Genomic DNA, 20,132 nt, shown 5'->3' on the forward strand with positions numbered 1-20,132 from the left:
CTCGGGGTGGCCCGTTCCCGGGTGACCCGTTCCCGGGCGGCCTGACCCTCCGGGCGGCGCGCAACGACGCCGGAGAACGCCGCGGGCCCTGCCGGAGGGATCCGGCAGGGCCCGCTCTCCCAGGACCGCTGTTCCTTCGGTGCGCCGTGCCCGCCCCGGTCAGTAGAGCTGGTTGGCGGCACCCCAGTTGGAGGTGTAGGCACCGGTGAAGGCGTACGTCGCCATGCTCGGGCGGTAGACGCCCCAGGTGGTGCGCCCGATGGTGAACCAGTCGCCGACGAGCGGGACGTCACCGGGCGAGCCGAACACGGTGCTGGTGACGCTGCCGTCGTCGTGGCGCAGCGCGAAGGCCGCGGTGCTGGGCCGGAAGATGCCGAGCTGGGTGTGGCCGACCCCGTCCCAGTCGCCGACGACCGGGACGTCGCCCGCGTCGCCGAAGACGGCGGTGGTGACGCTGCCGTCGTCGTGCCGGACGGCGAAGGTGCGGGAGCTGGGCCGGTAGATCGCCAGCTGCGCGTGGCCGTTGTGGTCCCAGGGGCCCGGCACCGGGAGGTCGCCCGCCGCGCCGAACGCGGCGGTGGTGACGCTGCCGTCGTCGTGGCGGACGGCGAAGAGGCCGTTCCGGTAGATGCCCAGCTGGTCGTGGCCGACGCCGTCCCAGTCCGCGGCGGCCGGGAGGTCGCCGGCCTGGCCGAAGGAGAGCTTCGTCAGGCTGGCCGGACCGCCCTGGACGGTGGAGCGCAGGACCCACGAGCCGGAGTTGAACATGCCGTTGGACGCGCCCTTGCCGGACGCCCAGCGGCCGGCGACGGGGATGTCGCCCGGTACCGCGAAGTTGATCGTGGACGTGCCGGTGGCGACGGCGGAGCGGCCGTGGTCGTCGGTCACCGTCATCTTGACCGGGTAGGAGCCGGGGGCCGTGTAGTCGTGCGGCACGAGGCCCGGATCGGCGGGGCCGCTGCGGACGACGGCCGGGGTGCCGTCACCGAAGTCGAAGCTGTAGCCGCTCACCGGCCACGGGCTCGACAGGCGCCACACGCCGGCGTCGACGTGGGCCGGTCCCTGCCGGTTGTGGTAGACGACCAGGCTCGGCTCGATGGGGCCGGCCGGGACGATGCCGACCGTGCGGGTGAGCTTGGCCGAGGCGCCGCTGCCGTCCGTGGAGGTCAGGGTCAGGGTGTACGACCCCGGCGCGTAGGCGTGGGTCAGCGGGAAGACCGGGGAGACGACCGGGGCGCTGCCGTCGCCGAAGTCCAGGGTGGTCACCGCGGGGTGCCACGGGGAGTAGACCTCACCCGTGATGGTGGCTTCCTGCGGCGGGTGACCGGGGTTGGTGCTGGGGTACGCGTCGAAGGTGGCCCGGAACGGGTTCTGGTACTCGAACGCGCCCCGGTCGCGGTGGCCGCTGCCGGTGCCGGTGTCGGGCTCCACCGGGTCGTCGACCGCCGCGGTGCCGTTCAGGTCGGTGTCCAGCTGGCCGGGGGCGCTCTCGTCGGCCGAGTCCATCGCGGCGGTGTCGGCGGTCGGGACGAGTTCCTCGTTGGCTCCGCCGCCGAGTGAGAACTTCGGGTCGACCCTGAGGTCGTGGACGCCCTGGCCGGTGGCCGCCGCCAGCTCCGCCGGAGACGCGTAGGCGGCGCCGCCCCAGGTGTAGGCGGTGGCGCCGGCGGCCGGGTAGACGACGTTGTGGTCGACCTTGGTGCCGGTGGCGGAGTCCGCCGAGACCGCCAGCTCCACCGTGCCGGTGTCGTTGCAGAAGTCGTGGGTGATGATGTTGTTCTTGATGCTGGCGCCGGAGGAGTCGCCGGCCAGCTCGATGCCGCGGTGGCAGTTGTCGGCGATCGAGTTGCTCGTGATGACCGTGCCGGGGGCGTCGGTGACCACGATCGCGCCGCTCGCGCTGGCGGTGATGGCGTTGGTGGTGATGACCGTGCCGGCCACCCCCGCGTCGACGGCGATGCCGGCCGTCCCGCTGCCGCCGATCCGGTTGCGGCTGATCGTGGTGCCGGTGGTCTTCCCGGTGAGCCGGATGCCCGGGGCCGGCTCCGCCTCGGGCCTGTTCCGGACCCCGGCCCAGGTGAACGTGTTCCCCGTCACCGTGACCCGGTCGGAGTCCGTGATGAGCACGGCCTCCTTGGGCGTCCGCCCGAAGGTGATGTTCTTGATCACGATGTCGTGGACGCCGGTGGCCGTGAACACGTGCGGATCCGTGCTGGACCTCAGCTGGGGGCCGGCGTTGGCGTGGGTGAAGGTGATCGGGTGCTCGGGCGTGCCGGACCGCCGGATGACGGTCTGCCCGTCGAACTCCCCGAAGAGCAGGACGGTCTGGCCGGGCTGTGCGGCGTCGGCGGCGGCCTGGATGCTGCAGAACGGCTGGGCCTGGGTGCCGGTGCCGCTGTCGGAGCAGTTGTTGCCGGCGTAACCGGAGACGTACAGGTAGGCGGAGTCCGCGTGCGCCGCCAGGGCGGGCAGCGCCGTCCCGAGGACGGTGAGACTCACGATCGTGGCGGCGACGCCGCCACGCGGACGGATGGGCACTACTGATCCCCCCATGGTCAGGTTAGGGCGCCGGGTGCTCCCCCCGAGGGAACGCATGACAGTCGATGATCACTGCGGCGCGGGGCCACAGTAGCCATGGGAGACCGTGGCGGCCACCGTGATTCGGCGGCCTGCCGGGACTCCGGTGGGACCCTGCCGGACGTGCGAAGAGCCCGGGTCGATGGTCCGGGCTCTCGGTAGGGGTGTGCTGTAGGTCCGCTGCAAGGGATTTCGGAAACGCAGCGTATTAATAGCCGGGGTTCAGATGGGGGTAAAACGGACAATCGGTCCGGATTGCGTCGCCCGTCAACTACCGTGCGGCAACGTCAAGGACACGCGGGCGTAACGATCCCCTTTTCTTGCAGAAACTTGCTGCAAGGACTTTCCGTGGTGATTGCCCCGCTGTTAACTTCCTTCCAGCTCGACGGCAGCAACGGTGCGGTCGGCACGAGGCAGCCATTATGCGCCTGTCTCCCAACATCTCGGGCACCCCCACCCCTCCCAAGGAGTTCTCATGCGGCGTGGCATCGCGGCCTCTGCCCTCGTTGTGGCCCTCGCGGTCTCGATGGCTGCCTGTGGCAGCAGCGGCTCCAGCTCGGACGGCAAGGCCGACGGGCCGGTCACCCTCACCTACTGGGACACGTCGAACGCCACCAACGAGGCGCCGAACTACCAGGAGCTCGTCAAGAAGTTCGAGGCGGCCAACCCGAACGTCAAGGTCGACTTCGTCAACGTGCCGTTCGACCAGGCGCAGAACAAGCTCCAGACCGCCATGGGGGCCAAGGGCGCTCCGGACGTGTTCCGCTCCGAGGTCGGCTGGACCGCCGCCTTCGCCAAGGCCGGCTTCCTGGAGCCGCTGGACGGCACCCCGGCCGCCGCCGACGCCGGCTCCTTCCAGCCCAGCCTGATCCAGCAGGCCAAGTACGAGGGCAAGATCTACGGTGTCCCGCTGGTCACCGACACCCTGGGCCTGATGTACAACAAGGAGCTCTTCACCAAGGCCGGCATCACCGCCCCTCCGAAGACCTGGGACGAGCTGAAGACCGCCGCGGCCGCCGTCAAGGAGAAGGCCGGCGTGGACGGCTTCTGGCTGAAGGCCGCGGACGGCTACTACGCGATGCCGTTCCTGTTCGGCGAGGGCACCGACACCGTCGACGCCGCCGGCAAGAAGATCACCATCACCTCGCCCGAGGCCGTCAAGGGCGTCGAGACCTACAAGTCGATGTTCAACGGTGCCGGCCTGGCCAAGGCCGACGTCACCACCGACGCCTACGCGCACATGATGGACGCCTTCAACAGCGGCAAGGTCGCGGCGATCATCCAGGGCCCCTGGGAGATCACCAACATCTACAAGGGCAGCGCCTTCGCCGACAAGACCAACCTCGGCATCGCCCCCGTCCCGGCCGGCTCCGCGGGCAAGGCCGGCGCCCCCACCGGCGGCCACAACATCTCGGTCTACGCCGGCGCCGACAAGGCCCACAAGGCCGCCGCCGAGAAGTTCGCCGCCTTCATGACCTCCGCCGAGAGCCAGGCGTTCATCGCGCAGAAGAACTCCACCCTGCCGACCCGCGCCGACGCCTTCACCCCCGAGGTCAAGGGCGACCCCGGCATCGCCGGCTTCCAGGCCGTGCTCGCCAGCGCCAAGCCCCGCCCCGAACTGGCCGAGTACAGCTCGCTGTTCGCCTCGCTGGGCACCAACCTCGGCAAGATCGTCCAGGGTGCCGGCACCCAGGACGGCCTGAACACCGTCGCCACCGACTACGCCAAGCTCCTCCCGGGCTTCGCGAAGTAACACCCAGCAGCCGTCCGGCCCGCCGCCACCCCCCGGCGGGCCGGACGGCCGGACCCGTAGCAGCAGTCGCCGTAGCGAGGCGGCGGACCTCCCCGAGAAGGTGTCGAACATGTCAGTCGCCGTGCAGGGCGCCACCGGCCAGGGCAGCCGGGAGCGCGATCCGCGTCCGGGCCTGATGGAGCGCCTCAAGCGCTCGTACGCCGAGCACTGGTACGCCTACGCGATGATCGCGCCGGTCGTGCTGGTGCTCGGGGTGCTGGTGCTCTACCCGCTCGTCGAGGGCGTCTGGCTCACCCTCACCGACGCCAACAGCCTCAACTCGGCCCGCAAGATCGGCGTCAACGAGATCCCGGCGAGCTACAAGTTCGTCGGCTTCGACAACTACGCCGACATCCTCTGGGGACCGGGCTCGTACGACCGCTTCTGGTCGCACTTCGTCTGGACCATCAGCTGGACGGTGCTCTGCGTCTTCCTGCACTACACCGTCGGCCTCGGCCTCGCCCTGCTGCTCAACCAGAAGCTGCGCGGCCGCGCGGTCTACCGGATGCTGCTCATCCTGCCCTGGGCCGTGCCGACCTTCGTCACCGTCTTCTCCTGGCGCCTGATGCTCGCCGACGGCGGCGCCGTCAACGGCCTGCTCTCCGCCCTGCACCTGCCCGAACCCGGATGGCTGGACGACCCGCTGGCGCAGAAGGCGGCCGCGGTGCTGGTCAACACCTGGGTCGGTGTGCCGTTCATGATGATCTCGCTGCTCGGCGGCCTGCAGTCGATCCCGGCCGAGCTGTACGAGGCCGCCGAGATGGACGGCGCCACCGCGTGGCAGCGGTTCCGCCACGTCACCCTGCCCGGGCTGCGCACCGTCTCCTCCACCGTCGTGCTGCTCGGCGTGATCTGGACCTTCAACCAGTTCGCCGTGATCTTCCTGCTGTTCGGCGGCACCGGCGCGCCCGACGCCCAGCTGCTGGTCACCTGGGCCTACCGACTCGGCTTCGGCCAGCAGCCCCGCGACTACGCGCAGTCCGCCGCCTACGGCGTCATCCTGCTCTCCATCCTGATCGTCTTCACCGCCTTCTACCGCCGCTGGCTCGCCCGCAACGAGCGCGCGAACGGCTGAGGCCCCGGACCACGTGACTGACGAAGGCAGGTAACCCTGATGAGCACCACCACCGAACGACCCGCCCCGATCGCCGCCGCGGCCCCCGCCGCCCAGCCGGCCAAGGCCCGCCGCCGCGGCGAGGCGTCCCCGCTGGCCAAGGCGCTCTCCCACGGCGCCCTGATCCTGGCCAGCCTGATCGCGCTCTTCCCCGTGGCGTGGATCCTCTACGTCTCGCTCGGCCCGGACAAGACCGACTACCTCCACCCCGGCGACATCCTCGACAAGATGACGCTGGCGAACTACTCCACGGTGCTGTCCGACACCGACTTCTTCACCTGGTTCGGCAACGCGTTCCTGGTCTCCGGCATCACCACGGTGTTCGGCGTGTTCATCGCCGCCTCCACCGGTTACGCCGTCTCCCGGATGCGCTTCCCCGGCCACCGGCCGCTGATGTGGTCGCTGCTGGTCACCCAGATGTTCCCGATCGCGGTCCTGATCGTGCCGATGTACACGATCCTCTCCGAGCTCGACCTGCTGGACAGCTACCTCGGCCTGATCCTGGTCTACTCGACCACCACCGTGCCGTACTGCGCGTGGCTGCTGAAGGGCTACTTCGACACCATCCCGGTGGAGATCGACGAGGCCGGCCGGGTCGACGGACTCACCCCGCTCGGCACCTTCTGGCGGCTGGTGCTGCCGCTCGCCCGCCCGGGCCTGGCCGTCGCGGCGTTCTACTCCTTCCTGACCGCCTGGGCCGAGGTCGCCTTCGCCTCCACCTTCATGCTCAGCTCCGACAAGTACACGCTGGCCGTCGGCCTGCAGACCTTCGTGAGCGAGCACGACGCCCAGTGGAACCTGATGGCCGCGACCGCGGTGCTGATCGCGATCCCGTCGTCGGTCCTCTTCTACCTGGTGCAGCGTCACCTGGTGACCGGCCTGACCGCCGGCGCCTCCAAGTCCTGACCGCCACCCCGCTCCTCTGATCCCCGAGGGATACCGTCCATGACCCAGAACCTGGCCGACACCTCCCGGCCCGCCGCCGACGCCACTGCTCACGAGGCCGGCGCCGGCGCGTCCAGAGGCTGGTGGCGGGACGCGGTCATCTACCAGGTGTACCCGCGCAGCTTCGCCGACTCCAACGGCGACGGCATGGGCGACCTGCCCGGCATCCGCAGCCGCCTGCCCTACCTGCGCGACCTCGGCGTGGACGCGGTCTGGCTCTCGCCGTTCTACGCCTCGCCGCAGGCCGACGCCGGCTACGACGTCGCCGACTACCGCGCGGTGGACCCGATGTTCGGCACCCTGCTGGACGCCGACGGCCTGATCAGGGACGCCCACGACCTGGGCCTGCGGATCATCGTCGACCTCGTCCCCAACCACTCCTCGGACCAGCACGAGTGGTTCCAGCGCGCCCTGCGCGAGGGTCCTGCGTCCCCGCTGCGCGAGCGCTACCACTTCCGTCCCGGCAAGGGCGAGAACGGCGAACTGCCCCCCAACGACTGGGAGTCCATCTTCGGCGGCCCGGCCTGGACCCGCTCGGAGAACCCGGACGGCACCCCCGGCGACTGGTACCTGCACCTGTTCGCCCCCGAGCAGCCCGACTTCAACTGGGAGAACCCGGCCGTCGCCGACGAGTTCCGCTCGATCCTGCGGTTCTGGCTGGACATGGGCGTCGACGGCTTCCGGATCGACGTCGCCCACGGCCTGGTCAAGGCCCCCGGCCTGCCCGACATCGGCGGCGGCGACCAGCTCAAGCTGCTCGGCAACGACGTCATGCCGTTCTTCGACCAGGACGGCGTGCACGAGATCTACCGCAGCTGGCGCCGGATCCTCGACGAGTACCCGGGCCAGCGGATCGGCGTCGCCGAGGCGTGGACCCCGACCGTCCAGCGCACCGCCAACTACGTCCGCCCCGACGAGCTGCACCAGGCCTTCAACTTCCAGTACCTGGGCACCTCCTGGGACGCCGCCGAGCTGCGCACGGTGATCGACCTCTCGCTCGACTCGATGCGCCCGGTCGACGCCCCCACCACCTGGGTGCTCTCCAACCACGACGTCACCCGGCACGCCACCCGGTTCGCCAACGAGCCCGGCCTCGGCACCCAGATCCGCACCCCCGGCGACCGCGCGCTCGGCCTGCGCCGCGCCCGCGCCGCCACCCTGCTGATGCTCGCCCTGCCCGGCTCCGCCTACCTCTACCAGGGCGAGGAGCTCGGCCTGCCGGACGTCACCGACCTGCCCGACGAGGTCCGCCAGGACCCGTCCTTCTTCCGCCAGGCCGGCCAGGACGGCTACCGCGACGGCTGCCGCGTCCCGATCCCGTGGTCCGGCACCGAGGCCCCGTACGGCTTCGGCCCGGTGGCCGGCGGCCCGAGCTGGCTGCCGCAGCCCGCCGAGTGGGCGCAGCTCAGCGTCGAGGCGCAGACCGGCGACCCGACCTCCACCCTGGAGCTGTACCGCAGCGCGCTGGCCGTCCGCCGCGCGCGGCCCGACCTCGGCGCCGGCACGGACGTCGAGTGGCTGGACAGCCCCGAGGGCACCCTGATGTTCCGCCGCGGCGCCTTCGTCTGTACGGTGAACACGACGGGTGAGCCCGTCCGGATAGCCGCGCCCGGGCGGCTGCTGCTCTCCTCCGCCGACGCGGTGGTGGACGGCGGCGAGACCGTGCTGGCACCGGACAGCACCGACTGGTGGGCGGTCTGACGTGGTTGCAATAGGCTCTGGGGCCGTGACTACGGCGCGACTCTCAGACATCGCGGCACAGGCGGGGGTCAGCGAAGCCACCGTCTCCCGCGTGCTCAACGGCAAGGCGAACGTCTCCGCCGCCACCCGGCAGACCGTGCTGGCGGCGCTGGACGTGCTCGGCTACGAGCGTCCGACCCGGCTGCGCCAGCGCAGTGCGGGCCTGATCGGGCTGATCACCCCCGAGCTGAGCAACCCGATCTTCCCGGCCCTGGCGCAGGTGATCGAGCAGGTGCTGAGCCGGCACGGCTTCACGCCGGTGCTCTGCACCCAGACGCCCGGCGGCTCCACCGAGGACGAACTGGTGGAGATGCTGGTCGACCGGGGTGTGGCGGGCATCGTCTTCGTCTCCGGTCTGCACGCCGACACCACCGCCGACCACGACCGGTACGCCCGGCTGACCGGCCGGCAGGTGCCGTTCGTGCTGATCAACGGCTTCAGCGAGAAGATCGACGCGCCGTTCATCTCGCCGGACGACCGGTCGGCGATGTGGATGGCCGTCCAGCACCTCGCCGAGCTCGGTCACGAGCGGATCGGCCTGGCCGTCGGCCAGCGCCGGTACGTGCCGGTGCTGCGCAAGATCGAGGGCTTCACCGCGGCCATGCGCGAGGTGCTCGGCAAGACGCGGGAGGAGGCCGAGGCGCTGGTCCACCACACGCTGTTCAGCGTGGAGGGCGGGCACGCGGCGGCCGGCGCGCTGCTGGACAAGGGCTGCACGGCGATCGTCTGCGGCAGCGACATGATGGCGCTCGGCGCGATCCGGGCGGTGCGCCAGCGCGGCCTGAGCGTCCCGCAGGACGTCTCGGTGGTCGGCTTCGACGACTCGCCGCTGATCGCGTTCACCGAGCCGCCGCTGACCACCATCCGCCAGCCGGTCGAGGCGATGGCCACCGCGGCCGTCGACGCCCTGCTGGAGGAGGTCGGCGGGAACGCCGCCCAGCGCGGGGAGTTCATGTTCCAGCCGGAGCTGGTGATGCGCGGTTCCACGGGCGCCTGCGCCCGCTGAACGACCACGACCGGGGCCCGGAGAGCGGATTGCTCTCCGGGCCCCGGTCGTGTGCGTCTCAGCCCTCCTGGGCGGCCGGGCGGTGCGGGTCGAGCCGCTGCCCGTCGGCGGCCTCGCCGGTCGTGGTCTCGGTGCGCCGGCCCCGGGCCAGGTAGTCGCGCAGGACCAGCTCGACGGCGTCCTGGGGGTTCTTGGTACCGGAGAGCATCATCACGTCGATGGCGAGATTGGCGTCGAGCGTGACGGTGATCTGGGCCATGGGGACTCCTTCTCGGGTGCGAAGCAGCAGGATGCCCGCTGCGCGCCGATTTGACCATGACCGGACCGCCCGCCGGTGTGCGCCGTGGCCCGGCGTGCGGGCAGGCCGGAGCCCCCGGGGAGAGCGACCAGACGCTCCCCGGGGGCTCCGGCGCACCGGTGCGCGCCCGGCGGGTGGGGTCAGACCCGGCCGGCGAAGTCCGGCGCGAAGTTGGCGATGGTCTGGACCCGCACGCCCGCGCTCGGGTTGGCGGCCTCGACGTACTTGCCGTCGCCGGTGTAGAGCGCGACGTGGTAGACGCCGGAGTCCTGGCCGTTGTTGGACCAGAACAGCAGGTCGCCCGGCTTGAGGGCGTCCAGCGAGACGTGGGTGCTGGCGGCGGCCTGGTCGGCGGCGACGCGCGGGACGGAGACGCCCGCGGCGCGCAGCGCGGCCTGGGTCAGGCCGGAGCAGTCCCAGCCGCCGTTGCCGGTGCCGCCGTAGACGTACGCCTGGCCGACCTTCGACAGGGCGAAGGACACCGCGGCGGCCATGCTGCCGGTGGCGGCCTGGGCGGGCGCCTCGGCCTGCGCCTGGGCGGCGGGCTTGGCGGCCTGGGTCTGCGCGGCCGGCTTGGCGGCGGTGGAGCCCTGGCCGGAGCCGCGGTTGAACCAGTCGAACTGCTGGTCCGACTTCTGCTCCGCGGTGCCCTGGGCGCGGTCGCCGAGGTGCAGGTGCTGGCCCGGGTAGATGACGTCGGCGCCCTGGGTCAGGACGTCGCGGTTGAGCTCGTAGAGCTTCTCCCAGCCGCCCTGGACGTGGTGCTTGTCGGCGATGGCGGAGAGCCAGTCGCCCTCGGCGACGGTGTAGTCGGCCCAGTTCCGGTCCTTGTCCTGCCAGTTCTGGGACCAGGTGCCCTTGGCGGAGTCGGCGGACGGGGCCTGGGCGGCCTTCGGCGCGGCCTGGGCGGGCGCCTGGGCGGCGGGCTTGGCGGCCGGGGCCGCGGCCGGGGCCGGCGTCTGGGCGGCCGGCTTGGCGGCGGTGTCGACGGCGGCCGGGGTGCCGCCCTTGGTCAGGCCGGCCTGGACCGAGCAGACCGGCCAGGCGCCGGGGCCCTGGACCGCGAGCACCTTCTCGGCGATCGCGATCTGCTGGTCCTTGGTGGCGAGGTCGGCGCGGGCCGCGTACGCGGTGCCGCCGAACTCGGCCCAGGTGCTGTTGGTGAACTGCAGGCCGCCGTAGAAGCCGTTGCCGGTGTTGATGCTCCAGTTGCCGCTGCTCTCGCACTGGGCGACCTTGTCCCAGGTGGCGACCGAGGCGGCGGAGGCGGTGGTGGTGGTCAGGCAGGGGATGGTGAGGCCGATACCCGCGACTCCGAGCGCGGCGATGGCGCGGCGGGTACGGCTGGACAGGCGGGTGCCGTTGGTGGGCAGCATGAAGATGCGGTCCTCTCCCACGCCTGCGAGGTGAGCTGTCGGATTCGGGCTGGAGTTGCCCGGCCGCGCTGTGGACGCGGCTTCACCCCTAGCCCTGAACCGGTACGCGGACCGGTCCGGGGCGACTTACCTGTGGTTCCCCCGCTCCTGCCGTGGTGCGTTTCTGCGCTGCCAGCGCACCCGACGGCAGGACTCGGCGTTGCGGATGAACTGGGTCCGTGTGGCCACGAACGGGGAGCACGTTAAGCAGACTCAAGTTCAAACCGCAAACATGTGTGACGCTCGTCACGGTTTGCGAACGGCCTGGCGGAGTGCTGTCCATCATGATCAGAAATGACCGATTTCGCGCAACGCCCTTGGGGGCCAACGCACCTGCGTGTGCTTCAGGGGGCCGGGACCGACGCGGCCGTCCGGGGGGAGGGCTGCGCGACGACGGCCAGGGACGAGGAGCCGGCCGCCGGTCGCGAGGCCGCCGGGGCCGGCGGAACGCATCGCCGGGCAAAACCTGGCAGAGCGGACATCCCGCCCGAAGGATCCCGAACTCCCGTAAGACACCGCACAATGCCGCGCTGGCTCGCCGTCGGCGCGGTCTTCGCGGCGCTCCGCGGTCGGCTGGGGCGCCCGGCCCGCAGGGCGCCGTGCGGATCAGCGACGAGCTGGTGCTCGACACCGACACCGACACCGACACCGCCGTCGCCTCGCCTCCCTGCTGGTCGAGCCCGGCGGCACGCTGCTCTTCGCCGCCGACCGCGCCCACACCCTCGCCTCGGCCGGCAACGTCGAGATCCGCGGCTGCCTGGCCCTCGCCCCCGACGGCGCCGCCGTGCACACCGTGCGGTTCCCGTCCGTCGACGAGAAGCGGTTCCAGGGCGACGGCATGAAGGCGGCCGACACCGACGTCGGCCTCTGGGGCACGGCGCCGGCTATCCGCGGCTGGACGGCGCCGTCCGCACCGCCCGGAACCGCCCGGAACCGCGCGGCCGGCGAGCTGCTCCGGCGACACCACCGTCAGCCCGGCCGCCCCGCCCGCCGGTTGGCGACCGGGCGACGAACTGGCCGTCACCCCGACCGCCCCCGACCGGCCCGCCGAACGATGGCGGCTCCTCCACCCGCTACGACCCGGCCGTCGTCCGGTCCGTCAGCGGATCCACCGTCACCCCGGAGGCGCCGCCCGGGTACGCCCACCCGCGGGTCTCCGCCGGAGGGGGCGTCACCGTCGGCGCCGAGGCACTCAACCCGACCCGCGACGTCCGGGTCGAGGGCGGCGCCGAGGGCCGCGCCCCCGTCCACATCACCGGCTCCCGGCACGCCGACGCCCGGCACGCCGCCCTGCGCCGGGTCGGCCCGCGCGCCGGGACGAAGGAGAGCGGGAAGCCCCGCCGGGCGGTAGGGCCCGCGGACGGCGCGAAGGGGCCCGGAACGGATGCGTTCCGGGCCCCTTCGGACGGTCTGGTGCGGCTCCGCTACTGGGCGGCGTGCCGCCCGCCGCCGGACTCGCCGGCGCCCTCCTCGGCGGCGGCCTCCTCGGCCTGCGCCCCGGGGTCGACGGCCGGCAGCACGGCCAGGTAGGTGGAGGCGATCAGCTGGCCCACGGCCGGGTACGCGCCCAGCGGCGCGGCCGACGGGCAGCCGCTCTCCTCGGCGGCGGTGGCGAGCAGCTCGGAGTCGGCCTCGGGGCCGATCACCAGCGGGGCCAGCGCCGGGTTCTGGGAGCCCATCTCCTTGAGGTGGGCGACGGCGTCGGCCACCGAGCCGGGCACGTCGAGCGCGGCGGCGACGACCGGCACGGCGAGCCGGGCGGCCAGCAGCATGCCGGTGATGCCGGCGGCGTCGGCCGCGTCCTGGCCGCCGACGGTGGTGAGCACGACGCCGTCCGCGGCCGTGGCGATGGCGAACAGGCGGGCGCGGTCGGCCCGGGCCAGCCCGGCCTCGGAGAGGCGGACGTGGACGGCCTCGGCCAGCAGCGGGTGCGGGCCCAGCGCGTCGGTCACCAGCGCGCCGTACTCGGCGGCGAGCTCGTGCAGCCCGGCCAGGAAGCCGTGCGGTCCGGGGACCAGCGGGACCACGACCGGCGCGGGCAGGCCGGCCTCGGCGGCGTGCGCGAGCAGCTCGGCGACGGTGTGCTCGTCACCGGCGGAGGCGCCCTCGGTCTCGTCGCCCGGGAGGTAGCCGGCCGCCGTCTGCACGCCGTTCTGTTCGCTGCGTACGATCGAGAGCAGTTCCTCGACGACGGAGCGGGACTCGGGCCCGGCGGGCGCGGGCACCGCGAGCACCAGGGCCGGGGATCCGGCCGGGATCTCGGGGCGCTCGGGGCGGCGGTGGCGCCCCCGCGCACGGGAGCCTGGGGTGCGGACGGGCAGTGGCGCGCCCGGGATGGCTGCGGTGCTCATGGCGGAGATCGTAGGACATCGGGCCGCCCGGCCTTAAGTCGGCTACCGAACCGGGGTGGGTGGCCCGCCCGAAAACCGGACAAATTCTGCCAAATCTCCGCGTGGCCGAAACAGCTTCTTCAACGTGTCGAACAGACTGGCGCGTTGCACGCGTCCCGCGTGAGATGTCTCACAGGCCGGGCGTCGTCTGACGGAGGGTCACGGCGGCGCGACTCCCGGCGTTCGAAGATCAACATTCAGCGGGGGGTCGCCTACGGGCCGTTATCGCGGACCTGCCGGTTCGGTCGGCTTTGTCCGCTTGCGTACCGTCAGGTGTCCGAGTCGTGAAGAGTTGCGGTTTGGCGGCGAACGACCCGTGCACCTGCAACGTCCCGTGCTGATGCACGTGCACTGGAGCTATCATCACGTCAAGTGAGGCGTTGTGCCGGGCCGGTACGGGGCCGGCCCCTTTCGTTCGGCTGAGGGCCGGGGCGCTGAGCTGGACGACCACTCCGGAGCTCTTCGGGAGATTTCTATGCACGACAGTTACGACACGGGCGGCCCGTACAACGGGATGGCGGCTGCGGACCTCAAGGACGTGGTCTGGCAGAAGAGCCTGCACAGCAACTCTCAGGGCAACTGCGTCGAGTTCGCCGCCCTCCCGGGGGGCGAGGTGGCGATGCGCAACTCGCGCTTCCCGGACGGTCCGGCGCTGATCTACACCCGGGCCGAGATCGCGGCGCTGCTGCTGGGGGCCAAGGACGGGGAGTTCGACCACCTGGCGGTCTGACCGGCCGCGCCTTCGCCATCGGGGGGCCGTCGTGGGTGCTGACACCACGACGGCCTTTAATGTCTCGTCCGCGGCCCGCCGCCGCGTGCGCGGCCCCGCGGCCCGCCGCCGTGGTCGCGCGGCCCCGCCGAGGGGGTCACCGGTGCCCGCTGCCCGAGGGTCGCCGGTCCGCCGCCGTCGTGGTGCCGTGGCTGTGCGCCGTGGTCGTCCGGGAGTCGTGGTGCGCTCCGGACGGTGTTCCTGCCGTCCCGCCGGCCCGTGGTGGTGCCGGTCGCCCCGTGGTCAGGCCGAGCGTCGGTGCCGGCCGCCGAGTCCGGGAGCCGCGTCCGCCGTGTCCGCCGCCGCCTCGAACAGGGCCCAGACCACCTTGCCGCCGCCCAGCGGGTGCCAGCCCCAGGAGTGGCTGAACGAGTCCACCAGGTGCAGTCCGCGCCCCGACTCGGCCACGAAGTCCGCCTCCCGGGCCACCGGCCCGGTGCTGCTGGGGTCGCTGACCGCGCACACCACCTGCGGGGCCCGGTGCACCAGGCTTATGCGGATCGGCAGCCGTGCATCGGACGACGGCTGGGTGGGAAAGTCGTAGTCGTCGAGCGCGCCGCCCGCCGCACCGGGGCACGCGCCGATGGCGTGCCGCAGGGCGTTGGTCACCAACTCCGAGGCCACCAGCGCGACATCGTCGAACAGCTCGCCCAGCCCCCAGCGCTGAAGAGCGGTTCTGGCGAAGTCGCGCGCGGTTCTGACGGCTTCGAAGCGAGGGGCGAGCGTACAGGTGACCACATGGGGATCGACTGCCAAGGCCGTACCCGTGCTCATGAAGAGCTCCTCCCATAAGGGGGCGGACACGGCTGGACCCGCCGGGGTCATGCCGGTCACCTCCGACTCGCTCGGCCGCGCGGCCGCCCCCTCGACCAGGCGCGCGCGCACACGAGCGCCCGGTGGCGCGGGGGCGCTGCCGGGCTGGTGCGCGGAGTCGCGCGTGGGGTCGACGCGGAGCCCGCGGGATTGCCAGGGATGTGCAGGTGCACGTGCACCATGGTCCTCTGCGCTCACTGCAGATGCAAGAGTCGATTCACGTGCAGTCGTTCAAATGGCATATGCAAACGCCGAATGCACGTGCATCCTGGTGTGCGGGGTGCAGAACTGATAGGAACATCCGTCAGTATCGGCACCGTGAGCGCTCAACTGATGGCAGACTGTGCGCTGTTTGCCCTAGGTGGAGGTTTCGACCGCATGACCACAGTTCAGCCGGGCGGCGGCTCGATGGTCCGCCGGATCCTCCTCGGCTCCCAGTTGCGCCGGCTGCGCGAGGCGCGCGGCATCACGCGCGAGGACGCGGGCTACGCGATCCGCGCCTCCGAGTCCAAGATCAGCCGCATGGAGCTCGGCCGCGTCAGCTTCAAGGAGCGCGACGTCGCCGACCTGCTCAGCCTCTACGGCGTGGACGACGGTGCCGAGCGCGAGGCGCTGCTCGGCCTGGTCCGCGAGGCCAACAAGTCCGGCTGGTGGCACAGCTTCAACGACGTGCTCCCGGGCTGGTTCCAGACCTACGTCGGCCTGGAGGAGGCCGCCGCACTGATCCGCACCTACGAGGTCCAGTTCATCCCCGGCCTGCTGCAGTCCGAGGAGTACGCCCGGGCGGTTTTCGGCCAGAGCCGGCCGGTGATCAGTGAGGAGGAGGTCGAGCGCCGGGTCAGCCTGCGGCTGCGCCGCCAGAAGCTGCTCACCGAGGGCAGCAGCCCCCGGCTCTGGGCCGTCATCGACGAGGCCGCGCTGCGCCGCCCGGTCGGCGGGCCCAAGGTGATGCGCGGTCAGGTGCAGTACCTGATCGACGCCGCCGAGGAGTCCAACGTGGTGATCCAGGTGATGCCGTTCCGCTTCGGCGCGCACGCCGGGGAGTCCGGGGCCTTCACCATCCTGCGCTTCCCCGAGCAGGACCTCGCCGACGTCGTCTACCTGGAGCAGCTCACCAGCGCGCTCTACCTCGACAAGCGGGACGACGTGGACGCGTACATCCAGGTCATGGAGCGGCTCTGCGTGGACAGCCTGACGCCCGAGCGCACCATCGACCTGCTGTCGTCGATCCTCAAGGAGCGCTGACCCCGCCGGCGCCACCACGCCGGCGCCGCGACGCGCACGGCCGCCGGGACCGCGCTCAGCCGCGTTCCGGCGGCCGTTCGCGTTCCGGCGGGAGCGGCTGCGGCGGCCGGCCCAGCCGCCAGTCCAGGTCGTAGCGGCGGAACAGGTCGGCCCGGATCGGGGCCAGCGGCAGCTCGACGCCCGGCAGCAGCACCCCGATGCAGCCGCCCATCAGCGCGCTGCGCAGCACCGCGTGCTCGGCGACCGGGTCCGGTGCGCCCCAGTCGCGCAGCAGTCCCTGGAGGATCGCACCGAGCTGCCGCTGCTCCGGGTCCTGCACGAACGCGCCGGTGTCCGGGTCGAGGATCAGCGCCAGGTGCGAGCGCATCACCCGCGGGTGGTCCATCGCCAGCCCCAGCACCGTGTCGATCGCCCGGGCCAGCCGGGCCTCGGGCGAGGCCTCCGGGGCGAGTTCGCCCAGCGCCTCCGAGAGCGCCTGGTGCATCAGCCGGTGGGTGGCGGACTGCATCAGCAGCCGTTTGCCGTCGAAGTAGTAGGAGAGCAGGCCGCGGGCGAGCCCGGCCCGTTCGGCGATGTCGGTCAGGGTGGTGCCGGCGTAGCCGTGCTGGTCGACCAGTTCGACGGTGGCTCGCATGATGCGCCGGCGGGAGCGTTGACGCATCTCCTCATTGACCGAATCCCCGCGAGGTGCCATCGTGTCTGCTCCGTACATCCGTTGGCTCCCGGCCAATATACTGACGGGGCGAGCGGCCGGACCGGGAATCCCCGCGCGCGGCGGGAGAAGCCGGGCCGGTTCGTACGGAGACGCCGGCTCCACCAACACGGGGGTTTGGTGGAGCCGGCGCCCGCCCGGGGACGAGGGGTCGGTCCCGGAGCCCGTCAGCGCTTGGTCAGCATCTCGCCCCGCCGATCGGCCAGGTCGACTGACGCATAATCATAGTCCGGCACCGGCACGGGAGTTGCCTTCTTCCGCCGGTCGAGCACGGCGCCCACCGCGGCGACCACGAAGCCGACCAGCGCGACCGCGGTGACCAGGACCAGCGCCGGCCGGTAGCCGTCCAGCTGGGCGGAGGCGCTCTCGCCGCCGCCGCTGCCGGCGGTGATCACCGCCGTGGCCACGGCCAGCACGATCGCACTGCCGACCTGGAAGGCCGTGTTGACCAGGCCCGAGGCGAGCCCCTGCTCCTCGTCGGCGACTCCGGCGGTGGCGGCGATGTTCACGGACGGGAAGGCGAGCGCGAAGCCGATCCCGAGCAGGACCATGCTGGGGAGCACCAGCGCCGGGTACGAGCTGTGCTCGTCCAGTCGCAGGAAGACGGCGTAGCCGAGCACCAGCGCCAGCACGCCGATCGGCAGCAGCCGCCCGGTGCCGAAGCGGTCCACGATCGCCCCCATCCGGGTCGCCGACAGGGCGACCAGGGCGCCGGCCGGCAGCAGGCCGAGCGCCATCTCCAGGGCCGACCAGCCGAGCAGTCGCTGCAGGTAGAGCGTGACGATGAACTGGAAGCCCGCGTACGAGCCGAAGATCACGAACGCGATCAGGTTGGCCCGGGCCACCGAGCCGTTGCGGAAGATGCCGAGCCGGACCAGCGGGTGCGCGGTGCGGCTCTCGACCACCAGGAAGGCGGCGATCAGCGCGGCCACCACGGCCAGCGAGCCGAGGGTGCGCAGGCTCGCCCAGCCGGCGCCCTGCGCCTCGGTGACGGTGAAGACCAGCAGCAGGACGGCGGCCGTGCCGGTGATCGCGCCCAGCACGTCGTACCCGCCCTTGGCCCGCTCCTCGGTGGGCCGGGGGAGCAGCCGGACGGCGAAGGCCAGGGCCAGCAGGGCGACCGGAACGGGCATCAGGAAGGTCCAGCGCCAGCCGACCGAGGTGAGCAGGCCGCTGAGCACCAGGCCGAGCGAGAAGCCGCTGGCGCCGCAGGTGGTGTAGATCGACAGGGCCCGGTTGCGGGCCGGGCCCTCGGCGAAGGTGGTGGTGATGATCGACAGGCCGGCCGGCGCGGTGAAGGCCGCGGCGACGCCCTTCAGGAAGCGGGCGGCGATCAGCAGGCCGCCGTCGTCGACCAGGCCGCCGAGCAGCGAGGCGGCGGCGAAGACGGCGAGGGCGACCAGGAAGACCCGGCGGCGGCCGAGCAGGTCGGCGGCGCGTCCGCCGAGCAGCAGCAGGCCGCCGTAGCCGAGGACGTAGCCGGAGACCACCCACTGCAGGGTGGAGGTGGAGAGGTGGAGCTCGGAGCCGATGGACGGCAGGGCGACGCCCACCATGGAGACGTCCAGGGCGTCCAGGAACATCGCGGCGCAGAGCACGATCAGCGTGCCCCAGAGGCGGGGAGTCCAGTGCAGCCCGCCGGTTGATGAGTCGTCAGTCGGAGCGGTGGTCGCGGTGGTCATGGGGAGGACACTACATGCACGTGCATTCAATGCAAATGAATTAAATGTGGACACATAAGTTTCATGCGCATGTGGTAGCGTGGCGCCGTGGCTGAACTCGACTCCGACGCGGATGCGGCGCTGGTCGCGTCCTGGCGTGACCTGCTGGCCCGGCATGCCGCCACCACCTGCCTGCTCGACCGTGAGCTGGGCGAGAAGCACGGGCTCGGCATGAGCGAGTTCGAGGTGCTGGAACGCCTGGTCGAGGTGCGCAACGCCGACAACTCGCACATCCTGCGGGTGCAGGAACTCGCCGACACCGTGCACCTGAGCCAGAGCGCGCTCTCCCGGCTGATCGGCCGGCTGGAGAAGGCCGGTCTGGTCACCCGCGCGATGTGCGCGAACGACCGGCGCGGCATCCAGGTCGCCTTGACCGAGGAGGGCTGCCGCCGTTACGCCGAGGCCCGCCCGCTGCACCGCGAGGTGCTCGCGCTGACGCTCGGTGGCCCGCTGGAGGGTGGCTGCGCCGGGTCCCGCTGAGGGCTCGCCCCCGGCGGGTCGCCGGGCCGGTCAGAACAGCGTCGAGAGCCCCGGCGCGGCGGCCAGCAGGACGGCGGCGGCCGGGGCGGCCAGCGCCGCCACGGTGAGCCGCAGCCGGTGCGTCACCGGCAGCCGCGGCCGTCCGGCGAGCAGCCGGTCCACCCGCTTCGGCGACTGCGCCTGACCGGGCGGGCAGGAGCCGAACACCCCGCTCCCCAGGTTGAGTTCGGCCAGCGCGAGGGCGGTCGTGTGCCGCCCGTGCCGGCGCGCCGCCCGGTCGTCCGCGGCCAGCTCCACCAGCTCGCCCACCTGGTCCCGGAAGGCGCTGAAGACGCCGACCCCGGGGAAGCCCGAGGCGAGCGCCTGGGAGCACTGCGACAGCCAGTGGTGCCGGGCCCGGACGTGCCCGCGCTCATGGCTCAGGACCGCCGCCAGTTCGCGGTCCGTCAACTGCTGGAGGGCCCCGGTGGTGACCACCAGACGGGAGTTGTGCCCCGGCAGCGACCACGCCTCCGGGCGGACGTTCTCCAGCACCACCAGCCGCTCCCGGCGGCTCCGCAGGCTGCCGATCGACTCCGGCAATTCGGGTGCTCGGCGTGCCAGTTGGGCATGACGCCGGTCACGCAGCGCCTTCGCCGAGCGGACCTCGCGGGTCAGCGCCAGCACGGTCTGCAGCCCGCCCGCCGCCAGCACCGCGGCGCACAGCCGCCCCCAGCCCTCGGCGCCCTGCAACCCGTACGCGGCCTCCACGCCGTGCGGCGCACCGGAGAACAGCAGCGCCCGCAGCTCCGGCAGGGCGGCCGAGGCGGCCAGGACCAGGCTCAGTGCGCAGCACAGCAGCACGGCCACCACCAGGCACTGCCAGACCAGCAGGGCCAGCACGGGTTCACGCTCGACCCAGCGGGCCCGGGCCAGCAGCCGGGGCGCCACGGTCGAGAGCAGCAGTCCGAGCAGCAGCAGGCCGAGCAGGGCCGTCATGGCATGGGCTCCCCGAGTACGCACGGAACGCGGCAGCGCGCTCCCTGCCAACCTAAGCGGTGGGGCCGCCCGGTGGAACGGCTTTCGGCCACTTTCGGGCACCCAGTGACCAACGCCACGCACCGTGCGAAACCGGC

16 protein-coding genes and 1 riboswitch are annotated in these 20,132 nt (G+C 72.4%); of the genes, 8 read left to right on the forward strand and 8 right to left on the reverse strand.

Annotated features, from left to right (window positions below; translation table 11 throughout):
* Positions 1-159: 159 nt before the first annotated feature.
* Positions 160-2,538, reverse strand: a complete 2,379-nt coding sequence (locus ACFVHB_RS20950) for a right-handed parallel beta-helix repeat-containing protein (RefSeq protein WP_380324100.1) — start codon at positions 2,536-2,538, stop codon at positions 160-162.
* A 514-nt stretch (positions 2,539-3,052) separates the two neighbouring features.
* Here ACFVHB_RS20950 and ACFVHB_RS20955 point away from each other — a divergent pair.
* From ACFVHB_RS20955 to ACFVHB_RS20975, 5 genes are all read left to right on the forward strand, one after another.
* Positions 3,053-4,330, forward strand: a complete 1,278-nt coding sequence (locus tag ACFVHB_RS20955; protein ID WP_380324103.1) for an extracellular solute-binding protein — start codon at positions 3,053-3,055, stop codon at positions 4,328-4,330.
* Positions 4,331-4,439: 109 nt separating this feature from the next.
* On the forward strand, positions 4,440-5,444 hold the full coding sequence (locus tag ACFVHB_RS20960; RefSeq protein WP_380324105.1) for a carbohydrate ABC transporter permease: 1,005 nt from the start codon (positions 4,440-4,442) through the stop codon (positions 5,442-5,444).
* A gap of 39 nt (positions 5,445-5,483) precedes the next feature.
* The gene (locus tag ACFVHB_RS20965; RefSeq protein WP_380324108.1) at positions 5,484-6,389 is read left to right on the forward strand and encodes a sugar ABC transporter permease; all 906 of its coding nucleotides are present in this window, start codon (positions 5,484-5,486) and stop codon (positions 6,387-6,389) included.
* Positions 6,390-6,428: 39 nt separating this feature from the next.
* A complete protein-coding gene (locus ACFVHB_RS20970; RefSeq protein WP_380324111.1) occupies positions 6,429-8,129 on the forward strand; it encodes a glycoside hydrolase family 13 protein in 1,701 nt (566 codons plus the stop codon).
* Between the two features lie 25 nt (positions 8,130-8,154).
* Positions 8,155-9,174 carry a LacI family DNA-binding transcriptional regulator gene (locus tag ACFVHB_RS20975; RefSeq protein ID WP_380324113.1) on the forward strand — a complete coding sequence of 340 codons (1,020 nt, stop codon included), beginning with the start codon at positions 8,155-8,157 and terminating at the stop codon, positions 9,172-9,174.
* A 58-nt stretch (positions 9,175-9,232) separates the two neighbouring features.
* Here the strand turns inward: ACFVHB_RS20975 and ACFVHB_RS20980 are convergent, their stop codons facing one another.
* The 3 genes from ACFVHB_RS20980 to ACFVHB_RS20990 form a co-directional block, all read right to left on the reverse strand.
* Positions 9,233-9,433 carry a hypothetical protein gene (locus ACFVHB_RS20980; RefSeq protein ID WP_380324116.1) on the reverse strand — a complete coding sequence of 67 codons (201 nt, stop codon included), beginning with the start codon at positions 9,431-9,433 and terminating at the stop codon, positions 9,233-9,235.
* Positions 9,434-9,612: 179 nt separating this feature from the next.
* The gene (locus ACFVHB_RS20985; protein WP_380324119.1) at positions 9,613-10,869 is read right to left on the reverse strand and encodes a transglycosylase family protein; all 1,257 of its coding nucleotides are present in this window, start codon (positions 10,867-10,869) and stop codon (positions 9,613-9,615) included.
* Positions 10,856-11,056: riboswitch (cyclic di-AMP (ydaO/yuaA leader) on the reverse strand. Its footprint overlaps the gene before it by 14 nt.
* Before the next feature lie 1,255 nt (positions 11,057-12,311).
* Positions 12,312-13,238, reverse strand: coding sequence for a hypothetical protein (locus tag ACFVHB_RS20990; protein ID WP_380324121.1), 927 nt, complete (start codon positions 13,236-13,238; stop codon positions 12,312-12,314).
* Between the two features lie 514 nt (positions 13,239-13,752).
* Here ACFVHB_RS20990 and ACFVHB_RS20995 point away from each other — a divergent pair.
* Positions 13,753-14,007, forward strand: a complete 255-nt coding sequence (locus tag ACFVHB_RS20995) for a DUF397 domain-containing protein (protein WP_380324124.1) — start codon at positions 13,753-13,755, stop codon at positions 14,005-14,007.
* 282 nt (positions 14,008-14,289) lie between these two features.
* Here ACFVHB_RS20995 and ACFVHB_RS21000 read toward each other — a convergent pair whose 3' ends face one another.
* Positions 14,290-14,820: an ATP-binding protein gene (locus ACFVHB_RS21000; protein ID WP_380324127.1), complete on the reverse strand. Its 531-nt coding sequence runs from the start codon at positions 14,818-14,820 to the stop codon at positions 14,290-14,292.
* Positions 14,821-15,237: 417 nt separating this feature from the next.
* On the opposite strand from ACFVHB_RS21000, the gene ACFVHB_RS21005 reads away from it, so the two are divergent.
* A complete protein-coding gene (locus ACFVHB_RS21005; protein WP_380324130.1) occupies positions 15,238-16,104 on the forward strand; it encodes a helix-turn-helix domain-containing protein in 867 nt (288 codons plus the stop codon).
* A 55-nt stretch (positions 16,105-16,159) separates the two neighbouring features.
* Here the strand turns inward: ACFVHB_RS21005 and ACFVHB_RS21010 are convergent, their stop codons facing one another.
* Both ACFVHB_RS21010 and ACFVHB_RS21015 read right to left on the reverse strand, forming a co-directional pair.
* Complete coding sequence (locus ACFVHB_RS21010) at positions 16,160-16,765, reverse strand: TetR/AcrR family transcriptional regulator (protein WP_380324133.1); 606 nt, start codon at positions 16,763-16,765, stop codon at positions 16,160-16,162.
* Positions 16,766-16,983: 218 nt separating this feature from the next.
* A complete protein-coding gene (locus tag ACFVHB_RS21015; RefSeq protein WP_380324136.1) occupies positions 16,984-18,498 on the reverse strand; it encodes an MFS transporter in 1,515 nt (504 codons plus the stop codon).
* 87 nt (positions 18,499-18,585) lie between these two features.
* Here ACFVHB_RS21015 and ACFVHB_RS21020 point away from each other — a divergent pair, with 87 nt between their 5' ends.
* Positions 18,586-19,017: a MarR family winged helix-turn-helix transcriptional regulator gene (locus tag ACFVHB_RS21020; protein WP_380324139.1), complete on the forward strand. Its 432-nt coding sequence runs from the start codon at positions 18,586-18,588 to the stop codon at positions 19,015-19,017.
* A gap of 30 nt (positions 19,018-19,047) precedes the next feature.
* Here the strand turns inward: ACFVHB_RS21020 and ACFVHB_RS21025 are convergent, their stop codons facing one another.
* Positions 19,048-19,995, reverse strand: a complete 948-nt coding sequence (locus ACFVHB_RS21025; RefSeq protein WP_380324142.1) for a M56 family metallopeptidase — start codon at positions 19,993-19,995, stop codon at positions 19,048-19,050.
* Between the last annotated feature and the right edge of the window lie 137 nt (positions 19,996-20,132).

It is taken from the genome of Kitasatospora sp. NPDC127111, assembly GCF_042677465.1.
Classification (GTDB): domain Bacteria; phylum Actinomycetota; class Actinomycetes; order Streptomycetales; family Streptomycetaceae; genus Kitasatospora.

What these genes read in the sequence shown, in the direction of transcription:
- ACFVHB_RS20955 (WP_380324103.1), top strand. Translation starts at nt 3,053, where the DNA reads ATGCGGCGTGGCATCGCGGCCTCTGCCCTCGTTGTGGCCCTCGCGGTC.
- ACFVHB_RS20990 (WP_380324121.1), bottom strand. Translation starts at nt 13,238, where the DNA reads ATGAGCACCGCAGCCATCCCGGGCGCGCCACTGCCCGTCCGCACCCCA.
- ACFVHB_RS20980 (WP_380324116.1), bottom strand. Translation starts at nt 9,433, where the DNA reads ATGGCCCAGATCACCGTCACGCTCGACGCCAATCTCGCCATCGACGTG.
- ACFVHB_RS20970 (WP_380324111.1), top strand. Translation starts at nt 6,429, where the DNA reads ATGACCCAGAACCTGGCCGACACCTCCCGGCCCGCCGCCGACGCCACT.
- ACFVHB_RS21010 (WP_380324133.1), bottom strand. Translation starts at nt 16,765, where the DNA reads ATGCGTCAACGCTCCCGCCGGCGCATCATGCGAGCCACCGTCGAACTG.
- ACFVHB_RS20960 (WP_380324105.1), top strand. Translation starts at nt 4,440, where the DNA reads ATGTCAGTCGCCGTGCAGGGCGCCACCGGCCAGGGCAGCCGGGAGCGC.
- ACFVHB_RS21025 (WP_380324142.1), bottom strand. Translation starts at nt 19,995, where the DNA reads ATGACGGCCCTGCTCGGCCTGCTGCTGCTCGGACTGCTGCTCTCGACC.
- ACFVHB_RS21000 (WP_380324127.1), bottom strand. Translation starts at nt 14,820, where the DNA reads ATGAGCACGGGTACGGCCTTGGCAGTCGATCCCCATGTGGTCACCTGT.
- ACFVHB_RS20965 (WP_380324108.1), top strand. Translation starts at nt 5,484, where the DNA reads ATGAGCACCACCACCGAACGACCCGCCCCGATCGCCGCCGCGGCCCCC.
- ACFVHB_RS20995 (WP_380324124.1), top strand. Translation starts at nt 13,753, where the DNA reads ATGCACGACAGTTACGACACGGGCGGCCCGTACAACGGGATGGCGGCT.
- ACFVHB_RS21005 (WP_380324130.1), top strand. Translation starts at nt 15,238, where the DNA reads ATGACCACAGTTCAGCCGGGCGGCGGCTCGATGGTCCGCCGGATCCTC.
- ACFVHB_RS21015 (WP_380324136.1), bottom strand. Translation starts at nt 18,498, where the DNA reads ATGACCACCGCGACCACCGCTCCGACTGACGACTCATCAACCGGCGGG.